This window comes from Stenotrophomonas sp. STEN018, assembly GCF_056760235.1.
Genome location: NZ_JBRREK010000007.1, coordinates 63,368 through 88,732 on the forward strand (window position 1 = coordinate 63,368; position 25,365 = coordinate 88,732).

Below are 25,365 nucleotides of genomic sequence, written 5' to 3' on the forward strand. Positions count from 1 at the left end.
CGCCCGAATCAGTGTGGGAGCGGCGCTGTTTTGCAGGAGCCGCGTAAGCCGCGAAGCCAGCAATGCCTGAACACAGACACCAACTGCAATCTCCTGGTCCACCTGCTTCGCGGCTGACGCCGCTCCCGCAGGCCTTTGGCATCCCATGTCAGCTGTCTATCTGACAATTTACCGGCTTCGCGGCTTACGCCGCTCCTACAAAAGGCCCAGCTTCCACAGGCCGTGCAGCATCACCCGCGCGGGTGATGCTTGCGGTGCAGCTTCTGCAGGTGTTCGCGGGCGACCAGGGTGTAGATCTGGGTGGTGGACAGCGAGCTGTGGCCAAGCAGCATCTGCAGCGCGCGCAGGTCGGCGCCGTGGTTGAGCAGATGGGTGGCAAAGCTGTGACGCAGGCCGTGCGGGCTGATCTTGCCCGGATCGATGCCGGCCACCGCCGCGCTTGTTTTCACCAAGGCCCAGAACTGCTGGCGGCTCAACGGGCTACGGTCGACGTCGACAAACAGCGGCACCTGCCCGGCCAGCGTCGCCGCAACCGGCTTGCCACCCGTCAGCAGGGGGCGCGCCGTGGCCAGATAGCGCTCCAGCCAGTACTGCGATTCCTCACCCAAGGGCACCAAGCGCTCCTTGCTACCCTTGCCGGTCACCCGCAACACACCCTGGCGCAGGTTGATCGCATTGGCCGGCAGATTGACCAGTTCGCTGACACGCAGGCCGGCGGCGTACATCAGCTCCAGCATCGCGCGGTCACGCAGGCCAACCGGGGTTTCCACATCCGGTGCCGCCAACAGCGCTTCAATCTGGCTTTCAGCCAAGGCCTTGGGCAGCGAGCGCGGCAGCTTGGGCGATTCCAGCAGCCCAGCGGGGTCATCACTGCGCTCGCCACGTTTCAGCGCCTGGCCGAAGAAGGCGCGCAGCACTGACAGCAGGCGTGCGTTGCTGCGCGCGGTCCAGCCGTGGCGGGTGCGCCAGGCCAGGTAGTCGAAAAGGCCAGCCCTATCTATCCCGGCCAGACCATCGTTGCTGCCATCGCGCCAGCGCGACAGGCCTTCCAGGTCGCGTCGGTAGCTATCCAACGAGGCACGGGCCAAACCATGCTCGGCCCAGATCGCGTCCAGAAACCGCTGGATCAAGCGGTTATCGGCATCGCGCAACGGCGGCAGTTGCTGCACCAGTTGGCGGCGTTCGGCGGGGGTCAGGGACGCGGACATCAGCGCAAGGATAAGCCCTGCATCCACGACTGCCCATGCACGCGTGCCGGCACAGACCGTATGCTCAGCCCATGAGCACACCCGCACTTGCCGAATCGCCCCGCCCCTCCGCGTTGCTACTGCGCCGTTTGGCTGCACTGTTCTACGACCTGTGGCCGGTGCTGGCGCTATGGATGCTGGTCTCGACGCTGTTCACCGTCGGCTACGCGCTGGCAGGACACGCCAGCCGCGAGAACATCCATCCGTTCAGTGCCCTGCAATGGCTGCTATGGCTGAGCTGCTGGCTGATTGCCGGGCTCTACGCCACCGAGAGCTGGAAGCGCGGCGGGCAGACCCTGGGCATGCGCCCGTGGCGGCTGCGCCTGCAGACCGCTGACGGGCAAGCACCCAGCCGGACCCTGCTGTGGAAGCGCTATGCACTGGCCACACTGTCGCTGCTGCTGGGCGGACTGGGCTTCATCTGGGCGTTGTTCGACCGCGAGCGCCTGACCCTGCACGACCGCCTGAGCGGTACGCGGCTGCAGAAACTGTAGTGCCGAGCCATGCTCGGCAGGGGCATTACAAGTGCTGCATTTGTAGGAGCGGCGTAAGCCGCGAAGCCGGCAATATTGGAATCACCGGCATTCCCGCAATTTGACGATTTACGAGCTTCGCGGCTTACGCCGCTCCCACAACAACAATCGCGCGATCAGCCAACCCGTCGCCGTGACAACCAGCCGGAGATGGCCAGCATCAGCAACGGCGGTAAGGCATAGGCGATGCGGTAATCAAACTTCAGTGCGCCGGCCATGCGCCCGAAGAACATCTGCAGCAACAGGAACCCCAACGCGAACAGCATGCCCAGGAACAGACGCTTGCCCATACCACCACTGCGCAGCGAACCAAACGCGAACGGCACAGCGGCCAGGCACAGCGCCAGTACGTTCAAGGGGTAGAACCAGCGCCCCCAGTAGGTATCTTCGTACTCGCGCGCATCCAGACCGTTGCGCTTGCGGTAATCGATGCTGGTCTTGAGCTCGCCGACCCCCAGGTTGCGTGGCTTGGCCAGGCCGGAGGCCAAGGCAGAGGCATCCAGCTTGGACGCCCACTTCTCGCTGGGCAATTCCTGACGGGTGACCGAACGTTCGCCGAAGGTATCGCGGCGCACCGCTTCCAACACCCAGCCTTGGCTGTCGTGACGTGCGGTCTTGGCATAGGTCAGGCTCAGCAAGCGCCCGTCTTCGCCCAGCTGGTACAGGCGCACGTCATGCAGCAGCAAGGTCGACTGACCATCGGTGCTGAGCTGCTCTTCACCGGTCAGCGCATTGAGGAAGGTATCGCCTTCACGTGCCCACAGGCCCGAATAACGGGCCGTGGCCATATCGGTGTTGTAGCGGGCACTTGCCTTCAAGGCATCAGCGCGGCTCTGTGCCCAGGGCGAGAGGGTTTCGCCATTGACCACCATCAACACGGTCAGCAGTGACAGCGCGATCGCCACCGATACCGCAATCCGCCGCCGCGACACGCCGATCGCCCGCAGCGCGGTCAACTCAGAGGTCGCCGCCAATTGACCCAGGCCCATCAGCGCGCCAATCACCGCGGCCATCGGGAAGATGGTGTAGGCGCGGCGCGGCAAGGTATACGCCACCCAGGCCAAGGCATGACCGAAGCTGTAATGGCCCTGACCGATTTTCCCGGTCTCGCCGGACAAGGCCATCATCGCGTCCAGGCCTAGCAACACCATCCACACCACCAGCACCGTGAACAGCACGGTGCGGCCTACATAAACGTCGTGAATCCGCGGCAGCAATCTCATGCCTTGGCCCCCGCACGGCGGCGACTCAGCCGCCCATCACGGAAGTACAGCCACACCGCCAGCAGCAGCAACGGCAAGGTCAGCCACCACATGCCGGCATCCACCGGCAGCTTGCCCGCGGCCAGCCACTGGCGACCGAGAATGCTCAGGCTCACGCCTACCGTATAGGCCAGGAACGCCACCATGATGCGACCGTAACGCTGCTGGCGCGGCGCGCTGCGGGCCAGCGGCAAGGTCAACAAGGCGAATGCCAGGGCCAGCAACGGCGGGGTGATGCGCCAGTGCAGCTGGGCCTTGGCCTCGGGCCGGTCATCGCCGAGCAACTGGCTGGTGGACAACATTTCCGGATCATTCTGGTCACGCACTTCCTCGCGGTCCGGCAAGGCCACTTCGTTGCGCGCATAGCGCATCAGCCGATAATCCAAGGCTCCGCTTTCCGGGCCTTCGACCCGATAACCATCCTCCAGGCGGAGGTAGCGCTGGCGCTCGCCTTCAAAGAACATGGCGCCGCTGTTTGCCGAGACCACGTCGATACGACCTTCCTTCTGCCGCTGTATGAACACCTTGCCCATCTTGGTGCCGTCGCCGGCCAATGAAGACAGGTAGACCACGCCGCCGCCAGCCAACGGGGTGAACTGGCCCGGCTCCAGCCCGGCCACCACCATGCTGCGGCTGGCATCCTGCAACATCTGCTCGGCGCTGCGGTCGGCCCACGGGCCCAGCCACAGCGAGCAGGCCGCGACCAGCGCCACCACCGGCACCGTCAACAGCAGGATCGGCTTGAGCAGGCGCTTGGGACCAACGCCAACGCCGGTCAACACCGCCATTTCTGAATCGCGGTACAGCCGCGCGATCGACAGCGCCAACCCCAGCATCAGCGCCAAGGGCAGGATGATGGGCAGGTAGACGATGAACTGCAGCCCCAGTTGGGACAGCATCAGGCCGGCTGGGATGCGGCCATCGGCAATGCGGCCGAGGATGTCGACCAGCACACCGCCCATGCTGACTACCAGAAGTACGGTCAAAGTGGCCAGAAAACTCTGGAGGAAGTCACTCAGAAGGTAGCGGTCAAGCTTCGCCATAGGGTCGGTGGTTTAAACTCTCGGTTTAGTCCGCAGAACGCCCGGCCTCGATGGCCCCGCGTATACAGCCTGCGATTGTACGGATTTGGCAACGGAATCTGATCAATGTCTCTGGAATTCACCCTGAACCACGCCGCCCCGGTCTCCGCCGAGGTGGATTGCGTCATTGTTGGCGCCTTCTCTGACAAGTCGCTGTCACCAGCCGCACAGGCCCTGGACGCGGCTTCCGGTGGCCGTCTGGCCGCCCTGATCGAGCGCGGCGATGTTGGCGGCAAGACCGGCAACACCACCCTGCTGCACGATCTGGCCGGCGTCAGCGCCCCCCGCGTGCTGGTGGTTGGCCTTGGCGACCCGGCCAAGTTCGGCGTGGTGCAGTACCTGAAGGCCGCCGGCGATGCCGCCCGCGCCCTGAAGAGCGGCAATACCCGCAGCGCGCTGTTCACCCTGAACGAACTGGAAGTCGGCGGCCGCGATGCCGCCTGGAACGTCCGCCAGGCAGTGATCACCGCCAACCACGCCAGCTACCGCTACACCGCCACCCTGGGCAAGAAGAAGCCGGAAGCCCCGGGCCTGGAATCGTTGGCCATCGCCAGCAGCGACGAAACCGCGCTGCTGCAGGGCCAGGCCATCGCCGCCGGCGTGGAATACGCCCGCGAGCTGGGCAACCTGCCGCCGAACTACTGCACCCCGGCCTACCTGGCCGAATCTTCGGTCAAGTTCGCCGCCGAGCACGACGGTGCCGAAGCCGAGATCCTGGACGAGGCGCAGATGGAAGCGCTGGGCATGGGCTCGCTGCTGGCCGTGGCCCGTGGCTCGGCCAACCGCCCCAAGCTGGTGGTACTGAAGTGGACTGGCCTTCCGCAAGCCGACGGCGGCGAAACCAAGCCCTACGTACTGGTCGGCAAGGGCATCACCTTCGACACCGGCGGCGTCAACCTGAAGACCCAGGGTGGCATCGAGGAAATGAAGTACGACATGTGCGGTGGCGCCAACGTCATCGGCACTTTCGTCGCCACGGTCAAGGCCAAGCTGCCGTTGAACCTGGTGGTGGTCGTGCCGGCGGTGGAAAACGCCATCGACGGCAACGCCTACCGTCCGTCCGACGTGATCACCTCGATGTCGGGCAAGACCATCGAAGTGGGCAATACCGACGCCGAAGGCCGTTTGATCCTGTGCGACGCACTGACCTATGCACAGCGCTTCGAGCCAGCCGCGCTGATCGACGTCGCCACGCTGACCGGTGCCTGCATGGTGGCCCTGGGCCACCAGACCGCCGGCCTGATGAGCAAGCACGACGACCTGGCCAACGAACTGACCGCCGCCGGCGAAAACGTGTTCGACCGCGCCTGGCGCCTGCCGTTGTGGGACGAGTACCAGAGCATGCTGGATTCCAGCTTCGCCGACGTCTACAACATCGGCGGCCGTTGGGCCGGTGCCATCACCGCGGGTTGCTTCCTGGCGCGCTTCACCGAAGGCCAGCGCTGGGCGCACCTGGATATCGCCGGCGTGGCCAGCGATGAAGGCAAGCGCGGTATGGCCACCGGTCGCCCGGTAGGCCTGCTGACCCAGTGGCTGCTGGACCGCGTTGCCTAAGGTAAGTTCTGGATAAAGCCGGGGTTGGAAAGTGGGGTCAGAACCGGGTTTTACCCGGCACAACCCGACTCCGACCCCGGTGTTGCACCCTCTCCCTCTACTTCTTCGTGACCTGATGCGTGCCGACTTCTACCTGATTGCCAAGCCGCGCTTTCTCACCGAGCCACTGAAACTGGTGTGCGAACTGGCGCGCAAGGCCAACGATGGCGGCCTGTACACGCTGGTACTTGCCCGCGACCAGGCCCAGGCCGAAGAGTTGGACGAGCTGCTGTGGTCGTTCGACCCGGACGCCTATATCCCGCACCAGATCATCGGTGAGGACGTGGACGAGGAAGAGGCCATCGTGCTGATCGCCACGCCGGGCGCCGAAGCACCGGAACGGCCGCTGGTGATCAACCTGCGCGACGAGCCCTACCTGGGTGCCTGCGACCGCGTGCTGGAAGTAGTACCGGCCGATCCGGCCGCGCGTGAACCGCTGCGTGAGCGTTGGCGCCAGTACAAGGCCGCCGACTACACGCTCAACAAATACGACATGTAAGGGATTACACGCATGCGCCTGCTGATTGCCATCCTGCTGCCGTGGCTGGCCTTTTTCACCATTGGCCGTCCGATTTCCGGCATTGTCTGTCTCATCCTGCAAATTACCTTGATCGGTTGGGTACCCGCCGCCATCTGGGCTGCATACGCGGTCAGCCAGTACCACACCGACCAGAAGATCAAGCGCGCACTGGCGCGCTGATCCCTCCCCCCGCTCTTTCCGGTTTCCCCGCATGACCCAACTCGCCTCCAGCTACGACCCGAAAACCTTTGAAACCGCGCTCTATGAGTCGTGGGAAAAAGCCGGCCTGTTCAAGCCGTCCGGCAAGGGCGAGCCTTACACCATCCTGCTGCCGCCGCCGAATGTCACCGGCACCCTGCACATGGGCCACGCCTTCCAGCAGACGCTGATGGACGCGCTGATCCGTTACCACCGCATGCGTGGCTACGACACGCTGTGGCAGGTGGGTACCGACCACGCCGGCATCGCCACCGAAATGGTAGTCAGCCGCAACCTGGCGATGGAAGGCAAGGGTGAAACCCGCGACTCGCTGGGCCGCGATGGCTTCATCGACAAGGTGTGGGAGTGGAAGGCGCATTCGGGCAACGTGATCGAAGGCCAGATGCGCCGCCTCGGCACCTCGGCCGACTGGTCGCGCAGCACCTTCACCATGGACGCTGGCCCGAGCGAGGCAGTGATCGAGTCCTTCCTCCGCTGGCACGAGCAGGGCCTGATCTACCGTGGCCAGCGTCTGGTCAACTGGGACCCGGTGCTGAAGACCGCCATTTCCGATCTGGAAGTGGAGAGCGTGGAAGAAGACGGCTTCATGTGGTCGATCGCCTATGCGCTCAACGACGGTGCCTGCTATGAGCACGTCGAAGTGGATGCCGACGGCGTCGAGACCCTGCGCGAAACCCGCAACTATCTAGTTGTAGCCACCACCCGTCCGGAAACCCTGCTGGGCGATACCGCGGTGATGGTGCACCCGGAAGACAGCCGCTACGCGCACCTGATCGGCAAGAGCGTGACCTTGCCGCTGACCGGCCGCAGCGTGCCGGTGATCGGCGACGATTATGTCGACAAGGCGTTCGGCACCGGCGTGGTCAAGGTGACCCCGGCGCACGACTTCAACGACTATCAGGTCGGTGTGCGTCACAGCCTGCCGATGATCAACCTGTTCACCACCACCGCCACGCTCAACGAAAACGCCCCGCAGCAGTACCAAGGGCTGGACCGTTACGCAGCGCGCAAGGTGATCCTGGCCGAATTGGAAGACCTGGGCATCCTGGTCGAGACCAAGGCGCACAAACTGCAGGTGCCGCGTGGCGACCGTACCGGTCAGGTGATCGAGCCCTACCTGACCGACCAGTGGTTCGTGAAGATGGACGGGCTGGCCAAGCGCGGCCTCGAATTGGTTGAGAACGGTTCGATCAAATTCGTACCGGGCAACTGGATCAACACCTATCGCCATTGGATGGAGAACATCCAGGATTGGTGCATCAGCCGCCAGCTGTGGTGGGGCCATCGTATTCCGGCGTGGTTCGACGAAGCTGGCAACTGCTATGTCGGCCGCAACGAGGCCGAGGCCCGCGCCAAGGCGGGCTTGGCTGACGACGTCCTGCTGACCCAGGACAGCGACGTGCTGGAGACCTGGTTCTCCTCGCAGCTGTGGCCGTTCTCCACCCTGGGCTGGCCGAATGAAGCGGCGATGGCCGAGCGCGGCTTCGACCGTTACCTGCCGTCGAACGTGCTGATCACCGGCTTCGACATCATCTTCTTCTGGGTGGCGCGCATGATCATGGCCACCGACAGCTTCACCGGCCAGATCCCGTTCAAGGACGTTTACATCACCGGCCTGATCCGCGACGGCCAGGGCCAGAAGATGTCCAAGTCCAAGGGCAATGTGCTCGATCCGCTCGACATCATCGACGGCATCAGCATCGACGACCTGGTGGCCAAGCGCACCCACGGACTGATGCAGCCGAAGATGGCCGAAAAGATCGAGAAGGCCACGCGCAAGGAATTCCCGGACGGCATCATCGCCCACGGTGCCGATGCGCTGCGCTTCACCATTGCCGCGTTGGCCACCCACGGCCGCGACATCAAGTTCGACATGAGCCGCGCCGAGGGCTACAAGAACTTCTGCAACAAGCTGTGGAACGCCAGCCGCTTCACCCTGATGAATACCGAGGGCGCGAGCTTCACTGGCGTACCGCAGCCGCGCACCGATGCTGAGCGCTGGATCCTTGCGCGCCTGGCCAAGGTTTCGGCCGAAGCACAGCAGCACTACGCCGACTACCGCTTCGACCTGTTGTCGCAGGCGCTGTACGAATTCGTCTGGAACGAGTTCTGCGATTGGTTCCTGGAACTGACCAAGCCGGCGCTCAACGGCGACAACGCCGACGATGCGGCCAGCACGCGTCATACGCTGCTGTACGTGCTGGAAGCGGTGCTGCGTCTGCTGCACCCGTTGATCCCGTTCGTCACCGAGCAGCTGTGGCAGCAGGTGGCACCACGGCTTGGCATCAACGCCGAGTCGTTGTCGCTGCGCGTGTACCCGACCGCGGAAGAATTTGCAGGCGATTACGCGCAGGCCGAAGTCGACGTGGAATGGTTCAAGACCATGGTCAGCGCCCTGCGCCGCGTGCGCAGCGAGTTGAACGTGCCACCGTCCAAGCAGGTGCGTCTGCTGCTGCAGGGCGGACAGGCTGCCGATCGCAGCCGCCTCGACCGCTTCGCTTCGCAGCTGCGCTTCCTGCTGAAGCTGGAAAGCATCGATTGGTTGGCCGCCGATGCACAGACGCCGCCGGCTGCGGCCGCCATTGTTGGCGAGCTGAAGCTGCTGGTGCCGCTGGAAGGCTTGGTTGATCTGGACGCCGAGCGTGCGCGCCTGGACAAGGAAATCGCCCGCGTTTCTTCGGAGAAGGAGAAGAGCGAGGTCAAGCTGTCCAAGTTCACCGACAAGGTGCCGGCGGCGGTGGTCGAGCAGGAGCGTGTGCGTCTGCTTGACTGGAACAGCCAGCTGGCCGGCCTGCAGGAACAGCGCGCGAAGCTGTAAGGCTTGTTGGTTGCTGTTGTGGAAAACGCCGCCTTTGGGCGGCGCTTTCTTTTGTGCGTTGACGATCAAAGAGCAAGGAGCGGAGAGCCCCCTCATCCGCCCCGCCGGGCACCTTCTCCCGCAAGCGGGAGAAGGGAGGGCTATGCGTCATGCGCTTCTGTGAGTTGGCTGCAATCCTCGCGCTCAAGCACGCAATGCCGATTGCCAAGGGAGCCCACAGAACAGGAAGATCCGTGCATTCCCTTCTCCCGCCTGCGGGAGAAGGTGCCCGGCAGGGCGGATGAGGGCGCCTTTGGCTTTTGGCTCTTTTGCTTCAAGCATCCGGACGTCCGCCTCCCCACCAATCCCAGCTACCCTCCACCAGCACCCAAACCACCAGCGCCTAATGTCCCTCGGCATCTTCTGCGCCGTCCTGTTCGCCGCCCTGCTCCACGCCAGCTGGAACGCCATCGTCAAACTCGGCGGCGACAAGCTGTTGACCACCATCCTGGTCACCGGCTGGGCCGCAGTTCTGTCCGCCATCGCCCTGCCCTGGCTGCCAGCCCCCGCCGCAGCCAGCCTGCCCTGGCTCGCCGCCTCAGCCGTGCTGCAAACCGGCTACTACGTCTTGGTCGCCCGCGCATACCACAGCGCCGACATGAGCCTGTCCTACCCGCTGATGCGCGGCTGCGCGCCCTTGCTGGTCGCCATCGCCGGCAGCTGGTTGTTCAACGAACACCTGGCTGCCGGCGCCTGGGCCGGTATCGCGCTGATCAGTAGCGGCATCCTGTGCATGGCCGGCAGCAGCACCGCCCGCAACATCCGCCTGCCGCTATGCATCGCCGTCGTCATCGCCACTTACACTCTGGTCGATGCACAAGGTGCACGCCTGTCCGGCAATGCCTTGAGTTACACGCTGTGGCTGTTCCTGCTGTCCGGCCTGCCGTTGCCGATCTGGGCGCTGCTCGCCCGCCGTCAGCAGCTGGGCAGCTATCTGCGCGGCAACTGGCAGCGCGGGCTGGTCGGCGGTATCGGCACCACCGCGTCATATGCAATCGCGCTATGGGCGATGACCATCGCGCCGGTCGCAGTGATCGCCGCGCTGCGCGAAACCTCAATCCTGTTCGCCCTGCTGATTTCGGCACTGTTGTTGAAAGAGCACATCAGCCGCAAACGCATGCTCGCCGCAGCACTGATCATCGCCGGTGTAGTACTGCTGCGGCTGACATAGCCGGAGCCAAACTCAGAGCGGCGGCATCACGCTGATGTCGTCATCCACCAGTTCCATCGCCATCACCAGCGCATCTTCGCGCCCGTTCGCGGTCGGGTAGTAACGCGGACGGCGACCGATCTCGTTGAAACCCTCGCTGTGGTACAGCGCGATGGCCGAGGTATTGGACGGACGCACTTCCAGGAACACCCGCAACGCGCCACGCTGTCGCGCAACCCGCACCAACTCGCGTAGCAGACGCCGGCCGTGGCCACGTGACTGACACAACGGGTCAACACAGACATTGAGTACGTGCGCTTCATCAACGGCAATGCTGAGCACGGCGTAGCCGGCAATACCGTCATCCTGCACCAGCACCCGGCACGGGTAGTCGGCACGCAGGCAATCCTGGAAGATGCCGCGCGTCCACGGGAACGGATAGGCGCGCAGCTCCACTTCCATCACCGCATCCAGGTCCCCTTCATGCATGGGACGCAGGACCGACCCCAGTGCGGTCATTGCCGTGCTTTCCGCCGCAAGCTGCGCAGCTGCGGCCACAAGGCACGCTTGGCGGCCGGATCGGCACGCAGCTCGGCCAACGGCCAGCTGTCCATCAGCGCCCGCGTTTCCGGCTCATTGGGATTGCAACCGGATGCACGCAACAAGGCGATCTGCAGGCGGTCGGGCATACCCAATCCGCCACTGCGACGAACACCAACCGTTGCGCCCGCAGCAGGTACCGGCGCCGGTGCGGTACTCGGTGCCTGCGGTGCCTTTGCGGCCACTTCACGCGGCGGGGCAACAGCAACCGGCTTGCTCACCGCAGCCTGCGGCTGCGCTGCCAGCTCCACCACTGCGGTCGCGCTGTCAAAGGCTGGCGCAGCCACGGCTGGCGGCGCATCCAGCGCGCCGCCTTCCAGATAAACGGTGTAACCCATCGCCTGCAGCCATGCCTGCTGCTCGGGGGTCCACACCGGTTCGGGCGAGAAGCCGATCACTGCACCTTGCCGGCCGGCTGCCGCCAGCGTTGCAGCGCCCACATCACCGGGCCAGACAGCGCATAGATCACGCCAACCGCCAACAAGGTGCGCGCTGGGTCCAGCACCACGATCGAAATGATGATCGGCACCAGGGCCAGCACCACGAACGGTACACGCTCCGAGCGCGGCCCCTTCTCGCTGCCGCCCTTGAAGCTCCAGAAGCGGATCCGGCTGACCATCAACAGGCCAGACACGATGGTCACGCCCAAGGCCACATAGCGCAGCTCCTCACCGCTCCAGCCCAGTTCGCCATCGGCGAAGGCCCAGACGAAGGACATCATCAAACCGGCCGCAGCCGGGCTGGCCAGGCCAACAAACCAGCGCTTGTCGACGGTGCCCACCTGGGTATTGAAACGGGCCAGGCGCAGCGCCGCGCAGGCCGCATACAGGAAGGCCGCCGACCAGCCGACCCGGCCCAGCACGTCGCCGTCGAACTTCAGCGAGGACAGGGCCCAGTGGTACATGACCAGCGCAGGCGCCATGCCGAAGCTGACCAGATCGGCCAGGGAGTCGTATTGCACGCCGAATTCGCTGGTAGTGCCGGTCAAACGCGCAACCCGGCCGTCCAGCCCATCCATCACCGCCGCCACGAAAACGGCGATGCTGGCGTGGACGAACTGACCGTTGGAGGCGGCAATGATCGCGTAGAACCCGGCAAACAGGCCGGCGGTGGTAAACAGGTTCGGGAGCAGGTAAATGCTGCGCGAACGCGGTGGTGGTCTCAGTTCGTCCATACCGACCAGTTTAATCGACTTGCCAGCCACGTCACCGGGTGCTGCAATCGCTGCCTGCCCTGTTCCGGTGTCTGGAGTTGCCATGCTCACCCTGCCCCGCCTCTGCTGCCTGCTCCTGCTCAGCACCGCTGCCACCGCCAGCGCCGCCAATCTGTACAAGTGGAAGGACGCCAATGGCGTCACCCAGTACTCCGAGCGGCCGCCGGCTGGCAAGCAGTTCGAAACCCGCCGCATCACCGCCAGTGGTGCCTCTGTCGCCGAACCAGAGGCTGCAGCCGAAGCCGGCGAATCCGAGCAGTGTCTGGGTGCGCGCAAGAACCTGGAATTGCTGAACGGCAGTGGCCCGGTCAGCCAGGGCGTTGGTGCCGATGGCAAGCCGGGAGCTCCGCTGGATGACGCCCAGCGCGCGGCGCAGAAGCAGCTGGCCGAAGCGGCGGCTGCGGTCTATTGCAAGCCTGCGCCTAAGAAGTAAGCCTTCGGGACAGCTGTTCGGGATAGCTGGGATGTGGGATTCGGAATGTCGGAGCGGCGTAAGCCGCGATGCGCATAGACCAGCAATTGCCAGCATTTATCGGCAATCCGGCGTTCCCGGCTTCGCGACTTACGCCGCTCCTGCAACCTCTCACGCATTGCCAGCTTCGCGGCTTACGCGCCGCTCCCAAAGCACCGCAGATCGCCCTACCCCATTCGTGGCGGTGCGCACTGGGCTGCAAGGCTGGCAAAATAGGGGATCGTCCGTTTTGCGAAGCCCCCTGCCATGCGCCTTTCCCGTTTCCACCTGCATACCACCAAGGAAACCCCCGCCGACGCCGAGCTGGTCAGCCACCGGCTGATGCTGCGCGCGGGCATGATCCGCAAGCTGGCGTCGGGCCTGTACACCTGGTCGCCGCTGGGCCTGCGGGTGCTGCGCAAGGTGGAAACCATCGTCCGCGAGGAAATGAACCGCGCCGGTGCGGTGGAACTGCAGCTGCCGACCATCCAGCCCAAGGAACTGTGGGAAGAAACCGGCCGCTGGCAGAAATTCGGCGGCCAGCTGCTGAAAATCAAGGACCGCAAGGAGCAGGAATACTGCTACAGCCCCACCGCCGAGGAAGCTATTACCGACTTCGCGCGCCAGGAACTGTCCAGCTACAAGCAGCTGCCGGTCAATTTCTACCAGGTGCAGACCAAGTTCCGTGACGAAATCCGTCCGCGTTTCGGGGTGATGCGCGCGCGCGAGTTTCTGATGAAGGATGCCTATTCCTTCCATCTGGACGACGCCAGCCTGGTCGCCGAATACGAGAACATGAAGGCCGCCTACACCCGCATCTTCACCCGTCTGGGCCTGGAGTTCCGTGCGGTGCAGGCCGATTCCGGCGCGATCGGCGGAGACGCTTCGCAGGAATTCCACGTCATCGCCGATTCCGGCGAAGACGCGCTGGTGTTCTCCACGGGCTCGGATTACGCCGCCAATGTGGAAGCGGCGATTGCTGCTGATCCGGCAGCGCGTGCCGCCGCCAGCGAAGAACTGCGCAAGATCGATACCCCCACCCAGAAGACCTGTGAAGACGTGGCCGCGCTGATGGGCATCGCCCTGCTGCGTACGGTCAAGTCGATTGCGGTAATGACCACCGAGAATGAATTCGTGCTGGCCCTGGTCCGTGGCGACCACGAAGTCAACGAAATCAAACTGGCCAAGGTTGCTGGCCTCAATGATTACCGCATGGCCAGCGAAGCCGAGATTGCCGATTATCTGGGCAGCGAGCCGGGTTTCCTCGGCCCCCTGAATCCGCGCAAGGCAATCCGCGTGGTCGCTGACCGCGAAGTAGCGGCAATGGCCGATTTCGTGGTCGGTGCCAATGAGAAAGGTCTGCATATTGCCGGAGTCAACTGGGGCCGCGACCTGGCCGAGCCGGAAGTGGCCGATATCCGCAACGTCGTGGCCGGCGACCGCGCCCAGGACGGCGGCGAGCTGAAGATTACCCGCGGTATCGAAGTTGGCCACATATTCCAGTTGGGTCGCCAGTATGCGCAGGCACTGAAGGCCACCGTGCTGGACCAGAACGGCAAGGCCGCGGTGATGGCAATGGGTTGCTATGGCATTGGCGTATCGCGCATTGTCGCTGCCGCCATTGAGCAGAACCACGACGACGCCGGCATTATCTGGCCGGTCAGCATGGCCCCATGGCAGGCGGTGGTGTGCATGATCAATCCGAAGCAGGACCCGACGGTTACCGCAGCAGCCGAAGCGCTGCTGGCCGAACTGCAGGCCGCCGGCGTGGATGCCGCACTGGACGACCGCGGCCTGCGTCCAGGCCAGATGTTTGCCGATATGGAACTGATCGGCATTCCGCACCGTATCGTGGTCTCCGAGCGTGGCCTGGCTGCAGGCACGGTTGAATACCGCGCACGCAACGCCAGCGAAGCAGAAAACCTGGACCAGGCAACGGTGATCAGCAAGATCATCGGCTGAGGTCATTCACTGGGCCAAGTCGCTTATAACGCCGGGACATTGTCCCGGCGTTTTCATTTCCGGATAACATCAAAAACGCTATTAATTTGTCATTCCCGTTACCAGCCCGGTATGCTTTGCTGCGCTGCCACGGAATGGCATACACCCCAACCCATTATCCGGAGTAGTTATTCGATGAGTATCGATCTGTCCCAGCTGTCGGCCAAAGAACTGGCCGTTCTGATCCGTGACGCACAGAAGCGCAAGACCGTTGTGGCCAAGCGCCAGCCCATCGCCAAGGCCCGCGCCCTGGTTGCCGCCGCGGCAAAGAAGGCTGGTTATACCGTCGAAGAGTTGTTCGGCACCGGCGCCGCCGTTGCAGTGAAGGCTCCGCGGGGCGCCAAGGCCAGCAAGGGCGCCGCCAAAACCGGCCGCAAGCTGCCGAAGGTTGAACCGAAGTACCGCAACCCTGCCAATGCCGCTGAAACCTGGACCGGCCGTGGCAAGCAGCCGCGCTGGCTGGCTGAATACACCAAGGCAGGCCGCAAGGTTGAAGACTTCCTGATCCAGAAATAATAACTCTGGAATCTGGATTACAAACGCCGGCAGTTTGCCGGCGTTTTCTTATTGCAATCCTGTAATTACAGAAGTTACAAATTCTTTCCAGCCAGCATTCACAAGGCCACAAACAGCAAAGTAGCCAGGGTAAACCCAGCACATCCGGGAAGCACGGTTCGGTTGATCTTTCAGGCTATTGGCGAACAGCCCCCGAGTGCGCTGCGCTTACCCGGGCTAGACAAGCACAAGAAAACTACCCGCAGCACTACAGGTTCTTGCGCGCCGGCACCAGCAGATTACCGAACAGCAGGCCAGCCACCAGCGCCATCACCACATTGACCACGGTCAGCAGCGCCGATTCACCGGCACTGACATTCTGCTGTTGGATCAGGCTCAATACCCCACGCAGGCTGGTACTACCAGGCACCAGCATGATGATGCCGGGCAGGCGGATGATCGCCCCCGGGCGCTGCACGATGCGTCCAAACAGATTGCCCGCGGCAGTTACCGCCATCGCGGCGAGAAAGATGCCGGCAGGCGCGCCCCACAACTGCCCGCCATAACGGGAAATCGCATAACCGGCCACCGAGGCAGCCATTACCCAGATGTAATCGCGCCTGCTGGCCCGGAACAGCATGGCAAACGCGAACGAGGCGACCAGCACCGAACCCCATTCGACCCAGTTGGATTGCGGTCGCGAGGCGCGGATGATCGGTTCCAGGCCAATGGAGTTGGCGATGGTGACCGCGATCATCGCGCCCACCGTGAGTTTCATGATGGTGGTCAGTGCGCCAGCAAAACGCGCCGTGCCCGATACCCAATGCCCGCTGGCCAGTTCATTGACCGAATTGGTCAGCGCCATACCGGGCAGCAACACCACCAGCGAGGCGATGATGGTGGAATTCATGTTCAGCGGCCCAATGAAACTGGCCACCAGCACCGCTACAAAACCCGCCAGCAGTGCCGCCAAGGCTTCGCCGGCTTCGCGGGTGGCGACGCGGCGGTCGGTATAGAACAGCATCAGGCCGATCAGCAGACCGGTAATACCCGCCGTGGCGATATCCAGCCACGGTAGCCGCCACAAACCGGCCACGCCAGCCGAGCCCAGGGTGAACGAGGCCAGCAGCTGGATCTTGCTGCGCATGCCGCCGTCCTTGTCGAGCTGGCGCAGCGCGGTATGCCCCTGCGCGATCGACATCTGCCCGGCAGCCACCGCATCGGCGATCTGGTCGGCCATGGAAAGCTTATGCAGATTGGTATCGCCCGGACCCAGCCGGATCACGCGGGTGATGTCGCTGGAACCAATGGCGCGGGTCGGGTCGCTGAAACTCAGGATCAAACCGGTCGGGTTCGACCATGGCTCGCAATCCAGATCAAGTTGCTGCGCCAAGGCCACCACCGCCGCCTCCAGACGCTGGGCGGTTGTGCCATAACTGTGCAGACGCCCAGCCATCTCCGAAACGAAGGCCACACGTTGCGCATAGGTAGCGCGATTGGAAGCAGTGGCCGGGGCGGCGGCAAGGGTTTCGGCAGACATGGCCGCTAGTATCACCTGAAGCGGAGGAAATACTCATCCGGCTTGAAGGGCTGGCGGGTTATTCTCCGTAGCCAATGGTCACCATGAAAGACATTCCCCCACCCCACTGCGTACTTCCCCCCGATGCGGATGGCCTGCTCAGGCTTTCCGGCAACTGGACGTTGGCCACCGCGCTGCGCTCAAGCGAGGTACTGCATGCCCAGGCCGGAGCGGTAACCGGCATCGATGCGCGCAATATCGACCGGCTGGATTCGGCCGGGGTACTGTTGTTGCTGCGCTATGCGCACAAGCTGGGGCTGGCGGATGATGCGCTGCAGTTCCGCGCCGACCACCAGGCGCTGGTCTGCACCATCGAGGAAGTCGCCGATGAGCGGCCCAAACCGCAACGCGATTTCGGCGTGGCAGCGGCGCTGGATCGGCTGGGTCGCTCGGTACATGCGATTGCCGACAACGTGGTGGTGCTGGTCAACTTCCTCGGCGAAAACCTGAGCAAGATGGCGCGGCTGATCCGCCAGCCACGGCGCTTCCGGCTGACTGCCGCGGTCAACCAGATGGAAGAGGTTGGCCTGAACGCGGTACCGCTGGTGGCGCTGCTGTCGTATCTGGTGGGCGCGGTGATCGCCTTCCTCGGCTCCACCATCCTGCGCGACTTCGGCGCGGAGATTTATGTGGTGGAACTGGTGTCGATTGCGTTCCTGCGCGAATTCGCGGTGTTGCTCACCGCCATCGTGCTGGCCGGCCGCACCGCCAGCGCATTTACCGCCCAGATCGGTGCGATGAAGGCACGCGAGGAAATCGACGCCATCCAGACCTTGGGATTGGACCCGATTGATCTGCTGGTACTGCCACGGGTGGTCGCATTGCTGATCATGCTGCCGCTGCTGACCTTCGTGGCGATGATCGCCGGCCTGGCCGGTGGTGTCACCGTGGGTGCGTTCGATCTGGGCATCCCGCCACAGATGTATCTGGCGCGCATGCACGACACCATCCAGGTGCGGCACATGTTGGTTGGCCTGTCCAAGGCGCCGGTGTTTGCCCTGATCATCGCGCTGATCGGCTGCCTGGAAGGCTTGAAGGTGGAAGGTACAGCGCAATCCGTTGGCGAACGCACCACATCCAGTGTGGTGCAGACGATTTCGCTGGTCATCATCCTCGACGCGCTGGCCGCGTTGTGGTTCATGCACATGGGCTGGTGAGGCGATGAGCAGGATTGAAGACGACAACGCCGACAGCAACGAGCTGGCCATCCGCGTACGTGGGCTGGTCAATCGTTTTGGCAGCCAAACCGTGCACGATGGACTGGACCTGGACGTACGCCGTGGTGAGATTCTTGGCGTGGTCGGCGGCTCGGGCACCGGCAAATCGGTGTTGATGCGTTCGATCCTCGGTCTGCGCACGCCCGATGCCGGGCAGATAGAAGTGCTGGGCGTGGACGCGCGCTCGAGCAACCCTGCCGACCGCCTGCGCATCGAACGCAATACCGGCGTACTGTTTCAGGATGGCGCGCTGTTCTCCTCGCTGACGGTTGGCGAGAACGTGCAGGTGCCATTGAAGGAACATCACCCCGAACTCAACGAGCGTTGGCACTACGAGCTGGCCTTGTTGAAAGTGAAGCTGGCCGGCCTGCCCGCCGATGCCATCAACAAGCTGCCCTCGCAGCTCTCCGGTGGCATGCGCAAACGCGCCGGTCTTGCCCGTGCGCTGGCCTTGGACCCGCCCTTGCTGTTCCTGGACGAACCCACCGCCGGCCTCGACCCGATTGGTGCGGCCGCGTTCGACCGCCTGATCAAAACCCTGCAGGAAGCCCTCGGCCTGACCGTGTTCCTGATCACCCACGATCTGGACACGCTCTACGCCATCTGCGACCGCGTCGCGGTGCTGGCCGACAACAAGGTCATCGCCAACGCACCCTTGCCCGAGATTGAACAACTCGATCATCCGTGGATACGCGAGTACTTCCACGGCCCCCGCGCCCGCGCCGCGCGCGGCCTCCAGCACGAGCCCGCTTGATATGGAAACCAAAGCCAACTACGTCCTGATCGGTGCCTTCACCCTGCTCATCGGCGTCGCCCTGCTCGCCTTTGGACTATGGGCGGCCAAATACTCCTCCGACCGCACCTGGCAGGAATACCAGGTGGTGTTCACCGAAGCGGTGACCGGCTTGTCGGTGGGCAGCCCGGTGCAATACAACGGCATCGCGGTGGGCTCGATCACCCAGCTGACCCTGGCCCCGGATGACCCGCGCAAAGTGGTGGCCAAGCTGCGGCTCAACTCCACCACCCCGGTCAAGACCGATACCCGCGCCAAGCTGGCCATCACCAGCCTGACCGGGCCGTCGATCATCCAGCTCAGCGGTGGCACCCCACAGGCTGCCGCGCTTACCGCGGTGAGCAAGGAACCGGTGCCGACCATCGCCACCACGCCATCGGCCTTGCAGAACATCACCGACGTGGCCAACCGTGTGGTCGAGCGCATGGACGAACTGCTCAGCGACGACAACGTCAGCAAGATCACCGCCACCCTGGCCCATCTGGAGACCATCAGCGGCGGCCTTGCCGATCGCGACCAGGGCACCCAGGCCTTGCTGGTGGAAGCCCGCGATGCCGCGCGCAACCTCAACGTCACGTTGGGTTCGGCCAATGGCGCCATCAAGAATCTGGACCAGAACGTGCTGCGGCAGCTTCCAGCGACGATGGACAAGCTCGACACCAGTCTGGCCAAACTCGATTCGGCCGCCGGCAATGCCGACGCCATCCTTGGCGAGAACCGCGCGGCGATCAACAGCTTCGCCAACGACGGCCTGGCCCAGCTCGGCCCGACCCTGACCGAGTTGCGCGGCCTGATCCGCGATCTGCGCCGGGTCAGTGACCGGCTGGAGAACAACCCGGCGCGCTACCTGCTCGGTCGCGACGCCCCGAAGGAGTTCGAACCCAAATGAAGCACACCTCCCTGATCAAACTGCTGGCCCCGGCCTGCCTGCTGATGCTGGCTGGCTGTTCGGTATTGGCCGGCGGTGACCGCCAGTCCACCACTATTTATGCACCTCAAGTAAGGGTGCAGGCCGACCCGGCGTGGCCGCAGGTCAACTGGCAGCTAGCCATCGCCAAGCCCAGCGCCGCCCGCCTGATCGACAGCCCGCGCATCAATGTGCGGCCGACGCCGGGCGAACTGGAGGTCTACCGTGGCGCCACCTGGTCGCAGCCAGCCACCGACATCCTGGAAGACACCTTGCTGCGCGGCTTCGAGGACTCGGGAAAGATCGACGCCGTTGCGCGCATCGCCACCGGCATCCGCTCGGATTACAAGCTGACCACCGACCTGCGCCGCTTCGAATCGGACTACCGCGGCGGCGAGCTACCAGCAGCCACCATCGAACTCAACGCCAAACTGATCCACAGCCTGGACCAGCGCGTGGTTGCCGCACGCACGTTCACCGTCGCCGAACCTGCCGCCAGCGCCGAGATCAGCAGCGTCGCTGCTGCCTTCGAAACCGCGTTGAACAAGACCACCACCGATCTGATCGGCTGGACCCTGCTCAGCGGCCAACGCGACGCGGCACAGCTGCGATCTGGCGGAAAGTGAGATTGATGCGCTCGCCCGACACCCGCGCGGTCTTGGGCAGCGCATGCTGATAGTCGCGCTGGCAATGCCCGCGCATCAGCAGCAGGTCGCCGTGACCGAGCAGGTATTCGAGCTTCTGCGCAGGATCATCGCGACGCCGCAGTAAAAAGCGCCGCGGTGCCCCAAGGCTCAACGAGGCGATCAACGGCGTCGCCCCCAGTTCAGGCTCGTCATCGCTGCCAGCCCATGCTGTCGCGGCCATCGCGGTAGCGGTTGAGTAGCACGCTGTTGAAGCTGCCATTACATGCCTGCTGCAGCTGCTCGCGCAGCTCCTGCACGGCGGGCGCCCACGGATGCGGAAGGAAATCCGCACCCGAATAGCGGTAATGCGCGTCCGCATCGCCCATCCAGCAACTCAGCCGCGGCGAGTCCAGCCAGCGTCCGAACATGCGGATGCGGTGGATTTCCCAGGGCACCTGCGTGCGCAAGGCCAACAACAACGCATCCGCCTGCACTGCAGGCAACCAGCAGGGCTCATGGCAGAAGTCGATATCTGGCGGGGCAAATGGCCGCAACATTGACGCACGCTAGCATTCAAATGGGCTCCGCATTTGCCCGCTGCAGCATGAATCCTGAAAATGGTCCTCCGTCAGACCTGAATTCCCCGGAAGACACATGCCCGCACAACCCAACCACGTCCGCTACTGGAGCTTGTTCCCACATGCGGACAGCGGACAATCGTGCGCATGAATCGCTATCTACAAGCAGCGCGCCGCTCCATCCAACAGCATGGCGGCGGCATTCGGGGCTTTTACTCGATAGCGCGCCGCGCAATGAAGATCATCTCCGCTCTGGGAGTGCGCGGTCTATTCAGCCGACTGCGCTCGGCCAGCGCCGTGCGCTCGACAATTGCCGACACATCCTACGAAGCATCCTTGCCTTCTCCTGCACCGCTGCAGGCGCTCGATCTGCGGGTGGGTGTCATGGCACACGTGTTCTACCCTGACCTCATCGAAGAATTCGTGCGATCGCTGGAGTGCGTCCCGCTGCCTCTTACGCTGCTGGTTTCGGTCATTGATATCGAAAGTGCCAAGCAGGTTAGGACCCGGATGGCCCAACTGCCGAACGTACAACAGTTGTCCGTAAAGATCGTTGAAAACCGCGGCCGCGACATCGCCCCGTTTCTTGTGGCCTTCCACGACGAAATCCTTGCCCTCGATGTAGTCGGCCACATCCACACCAAGAAATCGTTGTACACCGGCAGTGAACAGGGACAGTGGCGCCGCTATCTGCTTGATTCCCTCTTCGGCTCCAGCCAGCGCGTCGCTTGGATACTTGGCATGTTCAAATCCCTACCCAAACTAGGCCTCGTCTATCCGGAAAGCCATGAATGCGTACCACTCTGGGCCCACACCTGGCTCAGCAATGGTCCGGTATGCAACGCCCTTGCCGCACAGTTGGGCATCGCACTGGAACACAACCGCTACATCGACTTTCCCGCCGGGTCGATGTTTTGGGCACGTGTGGATGCATTGAGGCCACTGTTTGACCTTCGACTGCGCCTGCAGGACTTTCCTCCAGAACAAGGACAAGTGGACGGCACACTGCAGCACGCGGTAGAGCGTATGTTCGGCCAGGTCACCCGTCACCAAGGGTATCGGCTCGGCATCCTCCCCTCCGATGGCAACCTGACGTTAGCCACGGAAGGAATGCGCAATGTACAAGGCGCACTGGAACTGGACATCGGCCAACGCATGCAACTGGCTGCATTGGATGCAACCACGGTCAGTGTCGATGTATTCGATACGCTCGTCGTTCGACCGTTCCTGACTCCAGCGGCCTCGCACGCACACCTGGCCTGGCGCATTGAGCGCAAACACGGCATCACGGACTTTTTCCAGCAACGCATTGACGCTGAGACCTTTCAGAGAAATGTATTGAAGCGAGACCCGACACTGCTGGAAATCCACCAGCAACTGGCGCGTCAGCTGAAGCATGCCTCGATGGATGCGACTATGTTGTTGAATGCCGAGCTCGAACATGAGCGTCAACAGCTGAGGCCACGCATGGGCGTGGTGAACGCTCTAGCGCAACTCCACCCATCTTGCCTGTTTGCTCTGTCGGATATGTATCTGGACAGCACAAACCTGCGCTTCGTTCTGCCGAACGTAGTCACCGCGGCAATTTCTTCTTGGCGGGTGTCTTGTGAAACCGGACTTCGCAAGGACCAGCTAACGAGTTGGCCTGCCCTGGCGCAGCGGGAAGGAATAGAAATTGCCCATTGGCTGCACATAGGCGACAACGAAAATGCGGACATTCAGCTACCCCAGCTGGCCAAGCTGCTGACGCCCGTTCATGTACTGCGTCCGGCAGCCTTGCTCGACGTAATTCCTGCCCTGCGACCATTGCGTCACCCCGCAGGTGCAACGGCACCTTGGCCGGAGCAGTTGTGGCGCGGCTTGCTAGCCAACCGATTTGCCTACCTGCTGGACACTGGCCCGCAACAGTTGCGCGGCGCTACGCAGCTGGACGCAGCGGACCTGGGCTACGTTGTGCTCGGCCCGCTGTTGCTGGATTTCCTGCTGGCGATGCTGCGCACGGCAGCACAACAAGCGGTGAGCAACATCCTGTTCCTGAGCCGCGAAGGCCACCTGCTCCATCAGGCCTATCAACGACTGCAGCCTTTCCATCGGAACACCCAACAATTGGAAGCGCATTACTTCCTCGCTTCACGCCGGGCCACCACCCTGCCCGCGATGCGCCAGGCACAGGACCTGAGCCTGTTCCTGGAGGGTAGCTTCAACGGCACACTGCACCAATTACTTTTGAATCGCGGCGGCGAAACAGTCATCGAGATCGTCGAAGCCATTGATCCCGCCCTGCTGCAGCGCAATGTATTTCTCCCGGAAATGGTTGATACCGTCAGCAGTTGGCTGCAGCCAGCAATACCAGCGCTGCTGGATGCTGCCGCCCGCGCCCGCTCAGGCTATGCCGCCTACTGGTCAACGCTCGACACGGGGGACAAGGCAATGGTGGTCGATATCGGTTATGCCGGAACAATCCAACGCAATCTTGCGCGCCTGCGAAAGCAACCACTCGGAGGCTATTACATGGCCCTGCGCTTTCGTGCCAACCAGCTCCGGCAGGAGGGCAACTGGGCCTTGGCCCGCTACTTCGATGGCAGACAGGAAGGCGATGAAGCGACATCCCACATCCTGACGAATGACCTGCTGTTGGAAGCCTTGCTCGGCGCACCCACGGGCCAGTTCAACGGCTTCGAGGTGAGTGAAGCATCAGCAATCCAAGCTCGCTTTGGTCCCGTCGAGCTGACTACTTCCGGACTTCAGGCGTTGAAACACACCCATCAAGGCGCCTTGAACTTCATTGACGATATCTGCGAAATGATTGGTGAGGACATCAGCGAAATCGAGCTAGACCCCGCGGGTGTCCTGATCCCGCTGCAATGCCTCGCCAGCGGCCGCTGGAATGCCAATGCAACACTGGAATTGCTTGCCACCGACGACAGTTTCACCGGCCGCGGCAAGGTCGCAGCGGCCGGGAACCCCATCAATTAACGGCGGAACGCAACGCCGGTCTTTTCCTTCAACTCGTCATCGCTGACACCTGGCGCGGCTTCCACCAACACCAGACCATCAGCGGTCACATCGAAGATCGCCAGGTCGGTGATGATGCGATCAACCACGGCCACGCCGGTCAGCGGCAAGGTGCAGTCCGGCAGGATCTTGTGCTCGCCGCTCTTGGCGGTGTGCTCCATCAGCACCACCACGCGCTGCACGCCGGCAACAAGATCCATCGCGCCGCCCATGCCCTTGACCATCTTGCCCGGCACCATCCAGTTGGCCAGATCACCCTTGTCGGTGACCTGCATGGCGCCAAGGATGGCCAGGTTGATGTGGCCGCCACGGATCATCGCGAACGAATCATGGCTGCCGAAGTAACTGGCACCAGCACGCGCGGTTACGGTCTGCTTGCCGGCATTGATCAGGTCGGCATCCACTTCGGCCTCGGTCGGGAACGGACCGATACCGAGCAGGCCGTTTTCGGACTGCAGCCATACATCCACACCATCCGGAATGTGATTGGCCACCAAGGTCGGCAAGCCGATGCCCAGGTTCACATAGGCACCATCGGTCAGCTCGCGCGCGGCGCGCTGTGCCATTTCGTCACGGGTCCAGGCCATCTCAGTTCCCCTCCTGACGCACGGTGCGCTGTTCGATGCGCTTCTCCGGCGTTGCATTCAATACGATGCGATCGACGTAGATGCCGGGCAGATGCACCTGATCCGGGTCAATCGCGCCCACCGGCACGATCTCTTCCACTTCGACCACGCAGACCTTGCCGGCCATCGCGCAGGCCGGATTGAAATTGCGCGCGGTTTTGCGGAACAGCAGGTTGCCGGCTTCGTCGGCCTTCCATGCCTTGACCAGCGACACATCGGCCTTCAGCGCGGTTTCCAGCACGTAGTGCTTGCCGTCGATCTCACGGGTCTCCTTGCCGTCGGCAACGATGGTGCCGTAGCCGGTGGCGGTAAAGAAAGCGGGAATGCCAGCACCACCTGCACGCAGGCGTTCGGCCAAAGTACCTTGCGGGTTGAATTCCAGCTCCAATTCACCGGCCAGGTACTGGCGCTCGAATTCCTTGTTCTCGCCCACGTAGGACGAAATCATCCTCTTGATCTGGCGGGTTTCCAGCAGCTGACCCAGACCGAAACCATCAACGCCGGCATTATTGGAAATCGCGGTCAGGCCCTTGACCCCGCTGTCGCGCAGCGCGGCAATCAATGCCTCGGGGATACCACACAGGCCAAAGCCACCTACGGCAAGGGTTTGCCCATCGGCCACGATGCCGGCCAGGGCGTCGGCGGCGCTGGCAAAGACCTTGCCGCGTTGCCGGGTCGGGGAGAGATCGCTCATCGCATCACGCTCACAGTGCTGAAGATGCCCATATTCTAGCCATACCGCAGGGGCAACCCCCTTGGACTTTCGGCCAGCTGCCAGACAGCCAAATCGGCCCACACAGA

The 25,365-nt window shown here is 63.3% G+C and carries 22 protein-coding genes and 2 pseudogenes; 14 read left to right on the plus strand and 10 right to left on the minus strand.

The features are described 5' to 3' along the window. Positions 1-230: 230 nt before the first annotated feature. On the minus strand, positions 231-1,208 hold the full coding sequence (xerD, locus tag ACVOMB_RS04495) for a site-specific tyrosine recombinase XerD (protein ID WP_481530073.1): 978 nt from the start codon (positions 1,206-1,208) through the stop codon (positions 231-233). A 71-nt stretch (positions 1,209-1,279) separates the two neighbouring features. On the opposite strand from xerD, the gene ACVOMB_RS04500 reads away from it, so the two are divergent. Next, on the plus strand, positions 1,280-1,741 hold the full coding sequence (locus ACVOMB_RS04500; RefSeq protein ID WP_481530074.1) for an RDD family protein: 462 nt from the start codon (positions 1,280-1,282) through the stop codon (positions 1,739-1,741). A 155-nt stretch (positions 1,742-1,896) separates the two neighbouring features. On the opposite strand, the gene lptG is transcribed toward ACVOMB_RS04500, so the two are convergent. Both lptG and lptF read right to left on the minus strand, forming a co-directional pair. Further along, positions 1,897-3,003 carry an LPS export ABC transporter permease LptG gene (lptG, locus tag ACVOMB_RS04505; RefSeq protein WP_481530075.1) on the minus strand — a complete coding sequence of 369 codons (1,107 nt, stop codon included), beginning with the start codon at positions 3,001-3,003 and terminating at the stop codon, positions 1,897-1,899. After that, entirely contained in the window at positions 3,000-4,085 is a 1,086-nt protein-coding gene (lptF, locus tag ACVOMB_RS04510; protein ID WP_481530076.1) for an LPS export ABC transporter permease LptF, read from the minus strand. Before lptF ends, lptG begins: the two co-directional genes overlap by 4 nt. Before the next feature lie 105 nt (positions 4,086-4,190). On the opposite strand from lptF, the gene ACVOMB_RS04515 reads away from it, so the two are divergent. From ACVOMB_RS04515 to ACVOMB_RS04535, 5 genes are all read left to right on the plus strand, one after another. Continuing rightward, complete coding sequence (locus tag ACVOMB_RS04515) at positions 4,191-5,678, plus strand: leucyl aminopeptidase (protein ID WP_481530077.1); 1,488 nt, start codon at positions 4,191-4,193, stop codon at positions 5,676-5,678. A 112-nt stretch (positions 5,679-5,790) separates the two neighbouring features. Then, positions 5,791-6,216 (plus strand): DNA polymerase III subunit chi, encoded by a 426-nt coding sequence (locus ACVOMB_RS04520; protein WP_481530122.1) that lies wholly within the window; start codon positions 5,791-5,793, stop codon positions 6,214-6,216. Between the two features lie 12 nt (positions 6,217-6,228). Continuing rightward, positions 6,229-6,417 (plus strand): YqaE/Pmp3 family membrane protein, encoded by a 189-nt coding sequence (locus ACVOMB_RS04525; protein ID WP_481513769.1) that lies wholly within the window; start codon positions 6,229-6,231, stop codon positions 6,415-6,417. 31 nt (positions 6,418-6,448) lie between these two features. Then, complete coding sequence (locus tag ACVOMB_RS04530) at positions 6,449-9,274, plus strand: valine--tRNA ligase (RefSeq protein WP_481530078.1); 2,826 nt, start codon at positions 6,449-6,451, stop codon at positions 9,272-9,274. 385 nt (positions 9,275-9,659) lie between these two features. Beyond that, positions 9,660-10,484, plus strand: a complete 825-nt coding sequence (locus tag ACVOMB_RS04535) for an EamA family transporter (RefSeq protein WP_481530079.1) — start codon at positions 9,660-9,662, stop codon at positions 10,482-10,484. A gap of 12 nt (positions 10,485-10,496) precedes the next feature. Here ACVOMB_RS04535 and rimI read toward each other — a convergent pair whose 3' ends face one another. From rimI to pssA, 3 genes are read right to left on the minus strand one after another with little or no spacing between them, the layout of a single operon-like run. Next, on the minus strand, positions 10,497-10,982 hold the full coding sequence (gene rimI / locus ACVOMB_RS04540) for a ribosomal protein S18-alanine N-acetyltransferase (protein WP_481530080.1): 486 nt from the start codon (positions 10,980-10,982) through the stop codon (positions 10,497-10,499). Continuing rightward, entirely contained in the window at positions 10,979-11,401 is a 423-nt protein-coding gene (locus ACVOMB_RS04545) for an alanine acetyltransferase (RefSeq protein WP_481530123.1), read from the minus strand. Before ACVOMB_RS04545 ends, rimI begins: the two co-directional genes overlap by 4 nt. A gap of 56 nt (positions 11,402-11,457) precedes the next feature. After that, the gene (gene pssA / locus ACVOMB_RS04550; RefSeq protein WP_481530124.1) at positions 11,458-12,237 is read right to left on the minus strand and encodes a CDP-diacylglycerol--serine O-phosphatidyltransferase; all 780 of its coding nucleotides are present in this window, start codon (positions 12,235-12,237) and stop codon (positions 11,458-11,460) included. Between the two features lie 82 nt (positions 12,238-12,319). Here pssA and ACVOMB_RS04555 point away from each other — a divergent pair, with 82 nt between their 5' ends. The 3 genes and pseudogenes from ACVOMB_RS04555 to ACVOMB_RS04565 all read left to right on the plus strand — a co-directional run. Then, positions 12,320-12,709: a DUF4124 domain-containing protein gene (locus ACVOMB_RS04555; RefSeq protein ID WP_481530081.1), complete on the plus strand. Its 390-nt coding sequence runs from the start codon at positions 12,320-12,322 to the stop codon at positions 12,707-12,709. Positions 12,710-12,994: 285 nt separating this feature from the next. Beyond that, positions 12,995-14,689: a proline--tRNA ligase gene (locus ACVOMB_RS04560; protein WP_481530082.1), complete on the plus strand. Its 1,695-nt coding sequence runs from the start codon at positions 12,995-12,997 to the stop codon at positions 14,687-14,689. A gap of 174 nt (positions 14,690-14,863) precedes the next feature. Then, a pseudogene (locus tag ACVOMB_RS04565) lies at positions 14,864-15,241 on the plus strand (H-NS histone family protein); the annotation flags it as partial. 250 nt (positions 15,242-15,491) lie between these two features. On the opposite strand, the gene ACVOMB_RS04570 reads toward ACVOMB_RS04565, so the two are convergent. Next, a complete protein-coding gene (locus ACVOMB_RS04570; RefSeq protein ID WP_481530083.1) occupies positions 15,492-16,763 on the minus strand; it encodes a threonine/serine exporter family protein in 1,272 nt (423 codons plus the stop codon). Positions 16,764-16,846: 83 nt separating this feature from the next. On the opposite strand from ACVOMB_RS04570, the gene ACVOMB_RS04575 reads away from it, so the two are divergent. The 4 genes from ACVOMB_RS04575 to ACVOMB_RS04590 are packed head-to-tail and all read left to right on the plus strand — an operon-like array spanning position 16,847 to position 20,345. Beyond that, positions 16,847-17,959 (plus strand): ABC transporter permease, encoded by a 1,113-nt coding sequence (locus ACVOMB_RS04575; RefSeq protein WP_481530084.1) that lies wholly within the window; start codon positions 16,847-16,849, stop codon positions 17,957-17,959. 4 nt (positions 17,960-17,963) lie between these two features. Beyond that, complete coding sequence (locus ACVOMB_RS04580; RefSeq protein WP_481530085.1) at positions 17,964-18,773, plus strand: ABC transporter ATP-binding protein; 810 nt, start codon at positions 17,964-17,966, stop codon at positions 18,771-18,773. Position 18,774: 1 nt separating this feature from the next. Continuing rightward, entirely contained in the window at positions 18,775-19,701 is a 927-nt protein-coding gene (locus tag ACVOMB_RS04585; protein ID WP_481530086.1) for an MlaD family protein, read from the plus strand. Continuing rightward, the gene (locus ACVOMB_RS04590) at positions 19,698-20,345 is read left to right on the plus strand and encodes an ABC-type transport auxiliary lipoprotein family protein (RefSeq protein ID WP_481530087.1); all 648 of its coding nucleotides are present in this window, start codon (positions 19,698-19,700) and stop codon (positions 20,343-20,345) included. Before ACVOMB_RS04585 ends, ACVOMB_RS04590 begins: the two co-directional genes overlap by 4 nt. Here ACVOMB_RS04590 and ACVOMB_RS04595 read toward each other — a convergent pair. Then, positions 20,299-20,902: pseudogene (locus ACVOMB_RS04595) on the minus strand (alpha-ketoglutarate-dependent dioxygenase AlkB family protein). The gene ACVOMB_RS04590 and the pseudogene ACVOMB_RS04595 overlap by 47 nt on opposite strands. Before the next feature lie 168 nt (positions 20,903-21,070). Here ACVOMB_RS04595 and ACVOMB_RS04600 point away from each other — a divergent pair. Further along, on the plus strand, positions 21,071-23,899 hold the full coding sequence (locus ACVOMB_RS04600; protein ID WP_481530088.1) for a rhamnan synthesis F family protein: 2,829 nt from the start codon (positions 21,071-21,073) through the stop codon (positions 23,897-23,899). Here the strand turns inward: ACVOMB_RS04600 and ACVOMB_RS04605 are convergent. Then, positions 23,896-24,525, minus strand: a complete 630-nt coding sequence (locus ACVOMB_RS04605) for a CoA transferase subunit B (protein WP_481530089.1) — start codon at positions 24,523-24,525, stop codon at positions 23,896-23,898. The genes ACVOMB_RS04600 and ACVOMB_RS04605 overlap by 4 nt on opposite strands. A 1-nt stretch (position 24,526) precedes the next feature. Next, complete coding sequence (locus tag ACVOMB_RS04610; protein ID WP_481530090.1) at positions 24,527-25,258, minus strand: CoA transferase subunit A; 732 nt, start codon at positions 25,256-25,258, stop codon at positions 24,527-24,529. Positions 25,259-25,365: the final 107 nt, after the last annotated feature.

Bases quoted from the DNA above. Each gene is read 5' to 3' on its own strand.
- ACVOMB_RS04610 (WP_481530090.1), bottom strand. From the start codon at position 25,258: ATGAGCGATCTCTCCCCGACCCGGCAACGCGGCAAGGTCTTTGCCAGC.
- ACVOMB_RS04585 (WP_481530086.1), top strand. From the start codon at position 18,775: ATGGAAACCAAAGCCAACTACGTCCTGATCGGTGCCTTCACCCTGCTC.
- ACVOMB_RS04600 (WP_481530088.1), top strand. From the start codon at position 21,071: ATGAATCGCTATCTACAAGCAGCGCGCCGCTCCATCCAACAGCATGGC.
- ACVOMB_RS04555 (WP_481530081.1), top strand. From the start codon at position 12,320: ATGCTCACCCTGCCCCGCCTCTGCTGCCTGCTCCTGCTCAGCACCGCT.
- pssA (WP_481530124.1), bottom strand. From the start codon at position 12,237: ATGGACGAACTGAGACCACCACCGCGTTCGCGCAGCATTTACCTGCTC.
- lptG (WP_481530075.1), bottom strand. From the start codon at position 3,003: ATGAGATTGCTGCCGCGGATTCACGACGTTTATGTAGGCCGCACCGTG.
- ACVOMB_RS04575 (WP_481530084.1), top strand. From the start codon at position 16,847: ATGAAAGACATTCCCCCACCCCACTGCGTACTTCCCCCCGATGCGGAT.
- xerD (WP_481530073.1), bottom strand. From the start codon at position 1,208: ATGTCCGCGTCCCTGACCCCCGCCGAACGCCGCCAACTGGTGCAGCAA.
- ACVOMB_RS04560 (WP_481530082.1), top strand. From the start codon at position 12,995: ATGCGCCTTTCCCGTTTCCACCTGCATACCACCAAGGAAACCCCCGCC.
- ACVOMB_RS04535 (WP_481530079.1), top strand. From the start codon at position 9,660: ATGTCCCTCGGCATCTTCTGCGCCGTCCTGTTCGCCGCCCTGCTCCAC.
- ACVOMB_RS04545 (WP_481530123.1), bottom strand. From the start codon at position 11,401: ATGGGTTACACCGTTTATCTGGAAGGCGGCGCGCTGGATGCGCCGCCA.
- ACVOMB_RS04530 (WP_481530078.1), top strand. From the start codon at position 6,449: ATGACCCAACTCGCCTCCAGCTACGACCCGAAAACCTTTGAAACCGCG.
- ACVOMB_RS04605 (WP_481530089.1), bottom strand. From the start codon at position 24,525: ATGGCCTGGACCCGTGACGAAATGGCACAGCGCGCCGCGCGCGAGCTG.
- ACVOMB_RS04570 (WP_481530083.1), bottom strand. From the start codon at position 16,763: ATGTCTGCCGAAACCCTTGCCGCCGCCCCGGCCACTGCTTCCAATCGC.
- rimI (WP_481530080.1), bottom strand. From the start codon at position 10,982: ATGACCGCACTGGGGTCGGTCCTGCGTCCCATGCATGAAGGGGACCTG.
- lptF (WP_481530076.1), bottom strand. From the start codon at position 4,085: ATGGCGAAGCTTGACCGCTACCTTCTGAGTGACTTCCTCCAGAGTTTT.
- ACVOMB_RS04590 (WP_481530087.1), top strand. From the start codon at position 19,698: ATGAAGCACACCTCCCTGATCAAACTGCTGGCCCCGGCCTGCCTGCTG.
- ACVOMB_RS04500 (WP_481530074.1), top strand. From the start codon at position 1,280: ATGAGCACACCCGCACTTGCCGAATCGCCCCGCCCCTCCGCGTTGCTA.
- ACVOMB_RS04525 (WP_481513769.1), top strand. From the start codon at position 6,229: ATGCGCCTGCTGATTGCCATCCTGCTGCCGTGGCTGGCCTTTTTCACC.
- ACVOMB_RS04515 (WP_481530077.1), top strand. From the start codon at position 4,191: ATGTCTCTGGAATTCACCCTGAACCACGCCGCCCCGGTCTCCGCCGAG.
- ACVOMB_RS04580 (WP_481530085.1), top strand. From the start codon at position 17,964: ATGAGCAGGATTGAAGACGACAACGCCGACAGCAACGAGCTGGCCATC.